The organism is Enterobacter cloacae complex sp. P12RS (assembly GCF_014895875.1).
GTDB classification, from domain to species: domain Bacteria; phylum Pseudomonadota; class Gammaproteobacteria; order Enterobacterales; family Enterobacteriaceae; genus Enterobacter; species Enterobacter bugandensis.
The window spans coordinates 1-12,145 of the sequence record NZ_JADBQO010000073.1 but is presented as its reverse complement, the minus strand read 5'-3'; the positions used below and the strand labels follow the sequence as shown (position 1 = coordinate 12,145).

Genomic DNA, 12,145 nt, shown 5'->3' with positions numbered 1-12,145 from the left:
ATATTGAAATGGGTTTAGGGCTTGAAAATCAAAAAAATTTTTCACGTATGGAACGGATTGGGGATTCAACTGAATCAGAAATTAAAAATCATAATTTATAGGTGGCTGGTTTTTTATATTCCTGCATCATATCTCTGATACAGGAACAGTCACAGTGAATGGCTATAAATTATTAGTAAACAGAATGTCTATCTCTCACCTGCATGGCGGTACTTATGAATAGGCTCACCTGTTTGGGCGTGCACAGCTAGAACAGGATAGACAAAGGGGCCTTGGCTGCTGGCGTCAGTAGCTTGTGCATATTCATCATCTGTTTTAGGCAGATTGTTTTCAGGGCATAAATAAAAAATCATTGGTGCACGAATGCTGAATTCAGATGGTTCAAGTATGTAGTCCCGCTTAATTACCTCTTGTTGCGCTTTGTTTAGTGTTGGATTGGCTATAAAACGCACGGGGATTACGACCTCCCATGCGGTATCTTTGCGCGGAGGGGGGGCGGCAGGAATAATCAGTTCCGGCGAGTCCAGAAATCGCGCCAAAACAAAGTCCTTAAACGCCGAACTGCCCCAGTCATAGGCTCGCACATGCTGGCGCCCGTTAACGGTGATAATTACCGTAGGGCTTAGTGTACGGGATATGCCTTCCGGGTTTTCCATTGACGCATAAGTCACTTTTACTTGCCCCTTCTGTTCGATTGCTGACAAAAAAATTGCCAGCGTGCGGCTATGCACTGCGCGATGGATGAGCGGGATTTCCTGCGCGTGGGCCGCTTGCGGCGGTTGAAATTCTACCGTCGCACGCCAGACCAGATCGTTTTCTCCCAGCAAAACAGGCGTAAACGTCGTACTGGGGAAATACCCTTTTCGGCCGGCCCCCTTCTCAATAGCATTGCCTGGAGCGACCTCCATATAGGTTCTTACATCAGTACGAGCTTGTTGCGCCGAGACGCCAAACTCTTCAGCAATCATGCGCGAAGTGACTTTTCGTTCCCACAGTAGCTGGCGCTCAATATAGCGCAAGCGCAACCATTGTGCGTGGCTGAGGGGGGATTTGTGTTTATCAAGAAACATTGAGTAGTACATATCAGTTTTATTCTTATTTGCAGGTTAATCAATTGCGGTTTGATATACGGACTAAGTATAGAAGGCGAATGACATCAAAACAAATAACATTGTTATCAAAGAAAATTAAGCAAAGTTTCTTTGCTTAATTGGGCGGGGAGTACTATAGTGACTTCCGTCTCAGAGGGAGAATGTTATGTCACTAGGGTTTTTGGAGCAGGCTCGTAATGAATCTATGGCACGCCGCGAGCTGACGATTCAATCTCACGCGTTGCTGGTAGTGCGGACGCTGGATTCAATATACAGCGCCCTACAGCGCAATCCGTTTGATGGCTTCGAGCTTGATGCACTGGCGGCAATTATGTATCTCTTTGACGCCATGCTTTATTATGCTGACCGCGAGCGCCAGCCAGGTATGACGCGTAAAGAAGCTGAGCTATGTCTGGTTGGGCACCTCAATGAAGCCTATCCGGGACAAGAAGCGTCCGACTACGCGCAAGTTGCCAGCAAGATTTTTGCGGCGATCAAAGACCCTTTCCGTCTCAGTTATTACGACTTCTCGCAACGAACGCATTCCGAAGAGCAGATAGTCCGTCTGGTACGCTATGACCAGCTATCCGGCTCAGATGATATTCTCTGGTCGCTGACTGATGAAGGAATGCTGTTCTATACCCTCCGTTTGGATGAAACGCCGATAGAACGCGCTGCGATTCTGGCCTGGCGCACGCTTAAAACCATCCGTCGCGGTGAGATCGACAAGGCAGTACACCAGATCCAATCAACGCAGCGGCAACTGGAGCAATATCTGATTGGGATGCGGATGAAAGTGCGTGCTGCCCAGTCTGGTGATTTGAGTGCATCTTATGCACACGATATCCGTCCCGTACTCAATGATTCCTTTGATAAAACCCGAGAGGTTTTGGAACATATCCAGAACTCAATGTCGGCCATTACCGAAATGCTGGTTGAAGGAAGTTCGAAATTAAATCCCGACAAATTAAATAAGCTACGTAAGGCACAGGAGATTTTTGCTGAGGTCTGCGCTTTTACGCAGCGCTATCAAGACTGCTTACTTGATGTTAACAAAGATTTTGAGCGAGCTCGTCTGAAACTCATTATTCCCAGAGATAATACCCTTTTCCGGGAAACGCTTGAAAAAGGTGTACTCAAGCCCTTGCTGTCTCATCCCCCCGACACTGTCGAAAAGGAAATCGATGGTCTCACCGCACGCCTGTTGGCTCCCCGAAGACAGGATGATGATCGGCACATTCTGTTTGACCTTGAGGCGCTGCTGAACCTTTATCTCGATAGATTTGAACAGGCGCTTCCACATGAGATACAGGACCTCACCGATCAGCCTGTAGCTATTGAAACCAACCTGCGAGGTATCCCTGAATCTGTCATTAAAAAATGCAGCGATTGGGTTAGTGACCGATTGAAGAATTGGGGGTATGTGAGCTTTAGAGATGTTTTCGACGCCTATGAGTGCGAAGAATTATCCGAACAAGAACAACAGGTTTGTTTACTTCATATTGGCAGTCTGGCAGCTAACAGCGATCCCGCAATAGAAGTAGAGATAGACGACGCTATCGAAACAACGCTCTGGCGGGCTAACAATATCAAACTGTTAATGGTCGCTCCCTTATACCCCTTTGAGGAGTAGTTATGTACGACAACGCGCATCAACAAGCGAAACGCTACGCCGAGATTGCCACGCAGGCAATTATGAATTCACTGGGATATAAAATGGGGGATGAGCTGATTCAACGTGCGCTTGATCTGCAAGGTGATGCCCTGTTCGCAGAGATTATCCGTGGCGTCGCGACAGGTATGAAATTGCGGTATCTCGGGATTCATGAGACCTACGGGGTATTACTGGCTGCAGATGGCCGAGGCCCGTTTTCCCCATCTTTGGGTTGGCTGAACAAACGCTTGTTACCTGAAACAATGGCTGAGCAACAGGGTAAGGAACGGAAAGAACAGCGTCTGTTTGCAGGCTTAACACTGATTGCGTTGCTGGCTGATTTGTTTCCAACTCCAGACACCGTTCGTGTCGAGTTCGGTCAGAGTAACGCCATTAATGCCGCCTCGGTGGTAGCCAGGCTCAATAATGTTGCCGACCAGGTGATTGCCCAGCGCAAGGCCGAGGGGGACGATACCGTAGATGGCCTACTTATGGCGGCCAGGTTTGTGCAGGAAGAACGTATTCCCCGTATTCACGACGAAAAGGTGGGGCGTGTCTCAAGTATTCGCTCGCAAACAGAAATGGCAACGCGCTGGATACAACTGCTGCAGGAGGAAGGCTTTCTGGCCGAAGACAGCAGTTTGTCGGGAGAGTCCGACTGGTATCCGACCCAAAAACTCAAACATTATCTGCGCCATACTGGCATTGAAGAGACGGTGCGTTTTGTCATGAGCATCAGTCCAGCCGTAGAAGAACGGTCGTCAGACTTAGTTGAAAGCGATATTGCAGCATTAGCAGATACCATGGAGTTTTCTTCGCTCAATGAACGTCCAGTTACAACTGGAACCACAGAAACACAACGTTTGACGGAGATTTAATCATGTGGCTGATTAAGCGGGTTTATATGGATGGCGCAGGCCATGAAGAAGCTTTCTACAAGGACCTCACACTGGACTATATTGGCCTGTCTCAAGCGGTCGGTAGCCCTGTTGTTGAAGGCCTGCGCTCGCCCGTCAGGAATGCGAAGGTGGTGACCAGTACCTATCAGCAGCTTGTGAATGGGGGCGGTAAATCAACCTACATCGCGCTGCTGTTATCGATTTTTGAGCCGTCCGTTAGTGACTTCACCCAATATCTGGCAAATCATCGCCAGAGTGAATACCACTACCGCAATTACTTCTATAAAGAACTCTCTGTTGTTTTGGTTGAGATGGTCAATGAATCAGGACAAACGTTATTACTGGGACATGCTCATCAGCGTAATGGAGATGATGTTGACCGCACACTGTTTATTTGTGATGCGCCCGACGCCCTGATGGGCGCGCCGTTTGATGAAGTCCCTTCTTATTCCCGCGCGGAACGCAATTCTGAGCTACGTCCCTATGCCAATAGCCTGCGCAGCTTTGATAGCTGGCTTAATCTCAAGGCCGGTAGTGAAGGCGGCATGCATTGGCGTAAAACCACCAGACAGAACGAGTGGCGCGCATTTTTGCTGGAACAACAAATTAACGTTGATCTTATCAAAACAATGGTGACCTTCAACTCCGAAGAAGGTGGCCTGACCCGTTTTATCGAATACAAAACTGAACATGATTTCCTTGGCGCATTTTTCGCCTGCACCATGTCTAAAGATGCGGCTGAGCGGCTGCGGGAACTGGTAGCGCATGAAGTTGAACGTCAGGGAGAGTTAGAGGGGATCCGTCGTAACGAGTACTTCCTGAAGGATGTGCTGGCTAACTGGCTGGCGTTTCTTGATCCGGCTAAACAGCTGGAAAGCATCCAGGCGCAGCAGCAACTGCTGGATGATGGCTTCCGGGAAGCAATGCGCGATCTCGCAGCCTTTGTCAGGGATGCTCAGGTTGAACAGACGCAGCTTGAAGATAACATGGATAGTTTGCAAACGCATATTGGCCAGGCGATGTCTCTGCGTGAGCAGTTAGGTAAGCGCAGAGCACTGCTTGAATATGATCTCGCGCAGCATCAGTTCGACAAACAAAAAGCGATAGTCGATGCGCTTCAAGACGAAGCCGATACTAATCAGCGCCAGATTGAGATTACTCACGCTGCTATAGACTACAAAGCCTATGCTAAGGCCCAGAATGAGTATCTCCAGGCAGATGAAGATCTGAAGGTATTCCAAAGTAAAGCGGAAAGGCCGCTACAGGTTATTTTCGAGCGTACTGCAGGCGAAGCCTTAGGCACATTAGAGTGGGCAATTGACAGGCATCGCCAGCAGGAGGCTACGCTTGAGGAAGAATTAGGGCAGATGGATAGAGAAAGCAATGCCCTTAAACAATCATACGACGAACTACAAAAGATGCTGGGTGGCCTGGAGGCGGATCGTGAGAGATATAAAAGAGACAAACAGCAGGGCGAATCGCAACGGAATGAATTATGTGAAGCTGGATTGATCCAGAAGGATGAAACACCAGTAGCAGCCCAATACCGACTGGAATTAACCTTACGCAATGCAAAGCAGAGTGAAGAACTGGCTAATACAATTCTTCATCAGAAAGAGCAGGCGCTGGAAGCACAGCTGAATGTTGTGCGGGAGGCATCAATTGAGAAAAGTGAGGCCCAGCAAAAACTCATTCTGGCTGAACAAAAACACCAGTCAGCTGTGGATAGTGCTTTAGTTTTAGCAAAAACCTATCAAAAACTGCCAACGTCAATGCAACATGATCTAGATATTGAAGACACGAGTTGGCACAGCGAGCAGTGTGGATTGCAGCTCGACAAGGTATTGAATGCGAACTCTCACACGCTGAATGGAATGAAAGAGCGTTTACTGCAAGCCCGGCACGAACTGGACGAGTTAAGGATGACGGGACATGAACTGGTCGCTAAGCAGGTCAATGAGGCACTTGAAGCGTTTTATGCGGCGGGCATTGCACGGGATAAGCTCTGGACATTTCCACACTATTTGGCCTCTGTTTACAACGATGATGCACAAAAGATTGCATCGGTGATCGATCAAAACCCTGGACGCTACCTGAGTCTGGTCGCGCTCGACAATGTAACTTTTGAACAGGTCCATAAAATTAGTGAGCTCCTTCCCTGGAAGAAGGCACCTATTGCTATTTACCTGCTGGATGAAGCACAAGATCTCCGCCGAGAAACGTCTGAATTAGTACAGGTCGTCCTCTCAAACCCCGATAAGCACGGATATAGCCAGGCCGCTTACGAAGCCCGGCTGCAAGACCTGGAGAATATCGTAGCGTCGCAGGAAGTCAGTGTGAAGGCGGAGAAGAGCGCCCTTAAGGTACTGGAATCTTTCAGGAATGACTGGCGTCTGCATTACGAACAGTATGGCAAGCATTGGGGGGGACTGCTTGACCAACGGGAGCTGGCTCTCTTAATACTGGAAAATGCTGATGCAGCACTTAAGCAAGCTGAGCATGATGAGCAAACACTGCGTGACGAGAAGATACATGCTCAGGTGCGGTTAAACAACGCCCAACAGCAGAAAATTCAGGCAGAAAAAGCACATGATAAACTGAGTTTTTTTGTAGAAACAGAATGGGCGAAGCGTGAAACGGCGATAATGAAACTGGAGCAGTTAGCTGCACAGATTCAACGAAGCAAGGACACTCTTTGCACCCAGAGAGAGAGACTGGAACGGCTGAACGAGATCGAGAAGAACAAGCGCTCCGAGAAAACCCTTTTAAATATCCAAATGGGCAACTGGGGTAATCTGTGTAACGAGCCGTTCTATTCAGAGATTACGGCGACTGAAGGTATGGCCGGACGAAGCCCCGAAGATGCCCATGAGATGGCAGCTCAGGCGCACAAAAAATTGCTCGAAGCAGCCAACGGTGATCAAGTGACCGCTCTCAAGCAACAACTGAAAGATGCTGAACAGGCACAACGTTCTGCCTCTGAGCGTTTGACTGCTCAACCCACCTACAATACATATCCGGACGAGGTAAAAGCGGCGGCTATCAATGAGCTAACGGTAATTAATAACCGTATCGTACGCCTGAAGGAACAGCAAAAGCAATTCACGCAAAATCTAATTAATTCTCAGGTAACTCTGAAAAATTTTTCTCAAAGCTGTGAGGAGGCTGGTAAAGCACTTGACGAGGATTTTATTTGGGAAGAGAAGCCCATTGAGATAGAGACAATCCAAACGTCTCTGGCTGAAATCGTCAACAGCCTCCATGAAATTGAATACCAGCTAAAACTTCAACTGGAGCAAAAGAAGCTGCAGTTGCAAAAGATGGAAAATGTGAAAGAACGGCTGCAGAACGCCAAAACAGCTCAAGCGATGATTCAGCCCATTACGCCGAGCTCTGCCGCGGGTCTACCTGGCAGGATCCTGAGCATCACAGAATATGCTGACGATCTGGCTACACAATGCCAAATGTATGCCGGTCTAAATGAAACGCTAAAACAGCAAAATATACGCGTCTCTACGGTCTGGGGAAAATTCCGCAAACGGATCGAAGAAGAGTTGGCCAAGGATCTAGATACCCGAGCCAGTCAGGAATACTTACGGCAGTTGGACTCAATCGCAACTTATCATGAAGTGCTGGGCGATTTGGACAGGGTCGGTACAGGGATCACGCAGGTATTTGAAGCTGTGCAGGATAGCCTGGAACAATTCCAGCGTTCGATTGATCTGACTGTCACCCATCTGACTGCTCATCTGGAAGGGGCGATTAAACTTCTCAAGCGCGCGATGTCGGTCAAAATTCCTGAGGATTGCCCCGTACTGCCTGGCCGGCCCATTATCAAAATGACCGACCGGCTGAATGATGTTGCCGCTGATCTCAGGGGTTTTGCCAGCAGCCGCTTGCAGCAGTGGATAGCCAAGGGACAGATACCCCGATCGCCCAATCGAGACGCCTTAACAGCTGATTTGATACAGTCGGTATTTGGCGAAGGGGAGCTGGAGGTGCGTTTGCTGAAGACGAATGCCAGCCGTCCACAATGGACTCCTGTCACCCGACTTGAAGGTTCGGGTGGACAGCGCCTTACATCTGCCTTTTTACTGTTTGTGACGGTTGGTAAAGTACGAGAGTACGATACGGGTATTTCAAGTGCAGGATTCTTGTTAGCCGATAACCCGCTGGGTAAATCGAATGCCGATGATCTAATGCGAATTCAAACCCAAATGGCCAAAGCCTATAAAATTCAGCTCATCTACCTGACTGGTATTTCGGATGAAAACGCCCAATCAATGTTTGATAACCATCTCTTCCTGAATAAAGTTCAAAAACTGAGGCGGCGCGATTTGGTAACCGTTGATAAAGAACGCCATGCCCTGTGGGCAGCTTCTCTGGCTGCTAAGCCACAGTTCGATCCCGTCATTTAAGGCTGATATGAGATGAGTAGCGTAATGATCTGGCTATCCCGACTGGAGTCGACAGCCAATAAACATCGTCTTGCCGCTGGTAAGGCCGCCCGTACAGTGAAAGCTAATGCGGTGCTGGATGAGGTATTACGCGCACACAATCAAGAGGCCTTGAGCCAGGAGGTGCCTGATTTGCTGAGTCAGGCTGTTACGCTACTGCTTGAGAGGGACTGGCGGGCTCAGCCTAAGCGCAAAGCGAGTTGGCAGCGCTACTGGCGGGGTATGAGCCTGCCAAGTACTTTTGTTTACGAAGGTGCCATCGTTCCTACGAAGACAACATCAGAAATAGCCTGGCATCCTTGGTTGGCCCGACGTATTACAGGACAACTGACCCAGCCAATCAAAGCACGCTTACAACAGCTGAATACATATCTTTTTCGCCAAACCGAGGGCGACAAGTCACTATTCCCGGGCTTGCTTGGGCATCGTGAGCGGTCTCTGCTTATATTTGGTGACGAAAAAGCGCTGGACTCCTTGCCGCCTGATGGCTGGAAGCATGTCACTCTGACTTTGGCTGATATGGGCGCGTTTCGACGTGCACCGCCTTTACCGTATGAGTCATCATGTTGCCATGATCTTCCGGCTATCATTGTTGAAAACTCCGATGTGTATTATCGACTATGCCAACTTAATCGAGTTGAGACTCGTTGGTCACTGGTCATTTATGGCGCAGGTAACAAAGTGTCCGGCCAGGCGGAGTGCGTGTCACAACTCCTTGAGGTCGAACAGGTAAAACAGTTACTTTATTTTGGCGATCTGGATGTAGCGGGCTTAAAAATCGCCCATCAGTTGCAGTGTAAGCTGCTTAGTGATTACGGTATCAGCTTACATTTGGATGAATGGCTTTATAATGAACTGATCTTAAATGGTCTAATGACGCCAGAAGGGAACGCCAATAACGAACGGTTTGATTTTGAATTGCAGTGTAGGTGGATGCCACAGTTTGTTTTACGAGAAATGAAGACTCTTCTGGCGATCCATCAGCGTCTACCTCAAGAAGGCGTGGCTTCTTTAGGTTTAGTCATATAGTTTGAATCCCAATGTGTTTTTTAGGAGATAGCCTACTTATAATACAGGTGGGTACTCCTATTGGAGAGTAACCTTTACTGCTGATTTATTATTCATCGTGACCGATGATATATATTTACTAATCATATTGGCTCCATTTATTGAGAATAAAGATCCAACTTTGTGATCTTCCACCCAGTATTCAATTTCATGTCCCATTCTGGGGGCAAATCCCCAAACTAAATTCTCACAACCCATTAATTTTCAATTACTTAAAAGAAAAGGCGAGTCCGGCCTTCGCACTCATTCTCTAAACACCTCCCTCCGATGCCACTCCACAAACCCTTCCCCTGGATAATTCCCTTTCACCATCGGCAAAGCAATCTCCTTTCCTGCAAAATCCCAGAACAGCCGCCCAACAATCCCGCCCCCATTCACCGCCTCGGAAACCAGCACCCGCATACTCTCATCCAGCCCAATAGATCCTTTATCAAACGCCTTATGATGAATTGCACACAGCGCCAGTCCGTTCGTGATCTCGCACGGTCCGCCAAACTGCTTCCACTTGATATGCGCGGCTTCAAGTCCAACAGAGGCGTTATCATGTCGCATGTTAAACCCGCAGATTGCACACTCATAGTTATAAGCTCGCAGTACCTGCTGGCGGAACAGCGGATCTCGAACCTTAAGGATCTGCTGGATATCAAAACCCATCTCATCCGCGAGCTCTTCCTGAATGCTTTCAGGAAAATGCGCTTCAAGGATCTGCTGCGCCAGCGAGCCGATCAGGTTTTTGTTCTTACTCAGCAGCGCAAAGTGTTCTTCATCAAACCCGCCTGCGACGTTATGTTCTACAAGTTCTTTAACAGGCGGTTGCTTACTGCCAGTGGTCGAACAGAACTCTGTATTCTTCAGATCCCAAAACCCGTCCCCCTTGAGCCGCCAGAAAGGCATATTTGGGTAATGCGCCTTCCTCTGTGGGCCAAAGCGTTCTAACAGGCTAAGCAGCTGCTCGTGGACCTCAGTTCCGTAATCAAACAGTCGCGCATGCCCCTGCTGATAGTTCGCCAGCACGTACAAAAGCAATAAAGGCTTATGCGGCGCACGTTGTTCGCCTTTGCGCCAGATGGTGATATCGGCAATTGCCTGTTCGAGAGTTTTGCTGGAAGCCATCGCGTTACGGAAGAAAGTAAATAATTGCGATGATGCTCGCAAAACCCAGACCAATCAACCCGCAATCAACAAAAACATGACCTTACCGCAAAGAACCCTATTTCCTGAATCCTCCTCGCAAATTCCAAATTTACCCCACACCAAACCGCTGTATTTATATTCAGCCTTGTATAATAGGCACCAGAAATTACGCTGAACGGCAAAGGAAATATTGAAGAATATTTGAAGAGAGAATTCGCGATATGAAGGTGCTGCAACACCCCCATACCGCTAACCACAAACAACTTACAAGGAGTTGAAAATGGCTGCGACGAATTTTAAGCCAGAGTTTACCGTTTGCAAAACAGAATCAGACGCTTTCACCGGCATGATTGAAAACCGCGAGCTGGTACGCAAAAACAGCGCCCGCCGTCTTCACGGCAACCCGCCTAACGCGGCGCCCGTCCATCCCCGAGCGGAAACGCCGCAGGACAGTGCAGCCTGCTGCGAACTGTATGCGCGTATAGACATGAAATACCTTCTTCTGGGCGGTGACTGGCTAACCCGTGCGGGCTTTATCAACGGTATGCCGGTGAAAATCCGCGCCATGAAAGACTGCATTGTGATTACGCCACAGCATACAAGAGAATTATGGGGATGCCTTGAAGGTATGAGTGTGGTGAATATAAATAAGCAGAAAGTGGCGCAGTGGTTGAAGACGTTTCCGGGGGCGCTGAACGATACGGGTGATGTTCCCGTGATTAAGCGTGGGAGTGGGAAGGCCGTTTAAACTTAAGACTAACTAGTGCGGGCATATGAGCGCATGCCCGCACTATGCCAAAAGTCATTCAATAATGATGTACTTGTTCTTTCACTGCCTTAACCAGTACAGCATGGAGTTCGCCAACGGTTAAATCGCGTATCACAGGTTCGGGTATGCCACGTAGCCTGCGAATCAAACGGCAGATACCAAAGTAATCTATGCCCTCGGTGCTAAAAAGGAACTCATTTTCAGCGAGAGAAAAAGTTTTCTCATAACCGTCTTCTTCAGTGACGAGCGTAACGCCAAACGCTGCCTCGCAGTCTTCAATCAGGGCATCGCCATCCATGCCGCAGATATCAAGGTCGGCTTCGATTAGGGTGTTTTCATCGATGCGCTTGCGATGATGTCCCGAGGACTGACGTACAACCTCAATGACCTGCGAAAGAGTGGGGTACATTATGTTGGATTCCGTGGGTGAAGAAATGACGTAGATATTGATTAACAGACCGAGTTATCGCCTGGGACTTATTATTGAAGGTAAAAAGAAAATAAAAACAATCCACGCAAACATCCCAATGATTTTTAACGGCCAGGGTTCGAATACATCAAAGCACACCATTGCGCCTATAACTAATAGTGGTCCTCCTAATAATTCCAGTATTCCTTCTAAGATAGATAACTTATGAGGCAATACACGATTCAGTAAAACGGCCATGAAATGTGCGCATCCTAAAGTGATGATTATAGCTATAGTGCATTCTTTCCAGTTATCAGTGACGCCCACGTATATGAGGCATAACACAATTACAAAAACACAAAGTAACGTATTCAGCATGGAAATAATAAACTTGCTCATAACAGTTATCGTGACGTTTAAAATAAAAAGAGTCTATGAATATAGCGCTCTCAACAGAATGACAAACGACATTGGCTAATAATGCATTTAAGAATTTATTGCGCCTTGCTTATTTTCGTAATAAACGAGTTAGCGGCTTCATGCTGGTACCATACACTCCACCACTAACTCTCTCTTAACTCACACTTTCAAAACACCGGCACCCCCAGCCCCACCTTCACCTCCCTCAACGTCTCCTGCGTCACCCCCTGCGCCCGCTCCGTCC

At 48.1% G+C, this 12,145-nt stretch carries 8 protein-coding genes; 5 read left to right on the top strand and 3 right to left on the bottom strand.

The window, feature by feature from the left end; all coding sequences use genetic code 11:
- Positions 1-188: 188 nt before the first annotated feature.
- On the bottom strand, positions 189-1,082 hold the full coding sequence (locus IM284_RS22700) for a WYL domain-containing protein (RefSeq protein ID WP_032734388.1): 894 nt from the start codon (positions 1,080-1,082) through the stop codon (positions 189-191).
- Between the two features lie 175 nt (positions 1,083-1,257).
- On the opposite strand from IM284_RS22700, the gene IM284_RS22695 reads away from it, so the two are divergent.
- Genes IM284_RS22695 through IM284_RS22680 form a run of 4 tightly spaced genes read left to right on the top strand, consistent with a single transcriptional unit; the run spans position 1,258 to position 9,130 of the window.
- Positions 1,258-2,724, top strand: coding sequence for a hypothetical protein (locus IM284_RS22695; protein ID WP_047367239.1), 1,467 nt, complete (start codon positions 1,258-1,260; stop codon positions 2,722-2,724).
- A 2-nt stretch (positions 2,725-2,726) separates the two neighbouring features.
- Complete coding sequence (locus IM284_RS22690; RefSeq protein ID WP_032734386.1) at positions 2,727-3,623, top strand: hypothetical protein; 897 nt, start codon at positions 2,727-2,729, stop codon at positions 3,621-3,623.
- Positions 3,624-3,625: 2 nt separating this feature from the next.
- Entirely contained in the window at positions 3,626-8,062 is a 4,437-nt protein-coding gene (locus IM284_RS22685; RefSeq protein WP_047367240.1) for a hypothetical protein, read from the top strand.
- Positions 8,063-8,086: 24 nt separating this feature from the next.
- Complete coding sequence (locus IM284_RS22680) at positions 8,087-9,130, top strand: Wadjet anti-phage system protein JetD domain-containing protein (RefSeq protein ID WP_032734448.1); 1,044 nt, start codon at positions 8,087-8,089, stop codon at positions 9,128-9,130.
- Between the two features lie 282 nt (positions 9,131-9,412).
- Here IM284_RS22680 and IM284_RS22675 read toward each other — a convergent pair whose 3' ends face one another.
- Entirely contained in the window at positions 9,413-10,282 is an 870-nt protein-coding gene (locus IM284_RS22675) for a phosphorothioated DNA-binding restriction endonuclease (protein WP_047367241.1), read from the bottom strand.
- A gap of 301 nt (positions 10,283-10,583) precedes the next feature.
- On the opposite strand from IM284_RS22675, the gene IM284_RS22670 reads away from it, so the two are divergent.
- Positions 10,584-11,051 (top strand): SymE family type I addiction module toxin, encoded by a 468-nt coding sequence (locus IM284_RS22670; RefSeq protein WP_082131790.1) that lies wholly within the window; start codon positions 10,584-10,586, stop codon positions 11,049-11,051.
- Between the two features lie 58 nt (positions 11,052-11,109).
- Here the strand turns inward: IM284_RS22670 and IM284_RS22665 are convergent, their stop codons facing one another.
- A complete protein-coding gene (locus tag IM284_RS22665) occupies positions 11,110-11,481 on the bottom strand; it encodes a hypothetical protein (protein ID WP_047367242.1) in 372 nt (123 codons plus the stop codon).
- Positions 11,482-12,145: the final 664 nt, after the last annotated feature.

Bases quoted from the DNA above. Each gene is read 5' to 3' on its own strand.
- IM284_RS22695 (WP_047367239.1), top strand. From the start codon at position 1,258: ATGTCACTAGGGTTTTTGGAGCAGGCTCGTAATGAATCTATGGCACGC.
- IM284_RS22690 (WP_032734386.1), top strand. From the start codon at position 2,727: ATGTACGACAACGCGCATCAACAAGCGAAACGCTACGCCGAGATTGCC.
- IM284_RS22680 (WP_032734448.1), top strand. From the start codon at position 8,087: ATGATCTGGCTATCCCGACTGGAGTCGACAGCCAATAAACATCGTCTT.
- IM284_RS22685 (WP_047367240.1), top strand. From the start codon at position 3,626: ATGTGGCTGATTAAGCGGGTTTATATGGATGGCGCAGGCCATGAAGAA.
- IM284_RS22700 (WP_032734388.1), bottom strand. From the start codon at position 1,082: ATGTACTACTCAATGTTTCTTGATAAACACAAATCCCCCCTCAGCCAC.
- IM284_RS22665 (WP_047367242.1), bottom strand. From the start codon at position 11,481: ATGTACCCCACTCTTTCGCAGGTCATTGAGGTTGTACGTCAGTCCTCG.
- IM284_RS22670 (WP_082131790.1), top strand. From the start codon at position 10,584: ATGGCTGCGACGAATTTTAAGCCAGAGTTTACCGTTTGCAAAACAGAA.
- IM284_RS22675 (WP_047367241.1), bottom strand. From the start codon at position 10,282: ATGGCTTCCAGCAAAACTCTCGAACAGGCAATTGCCGATATCACCATC.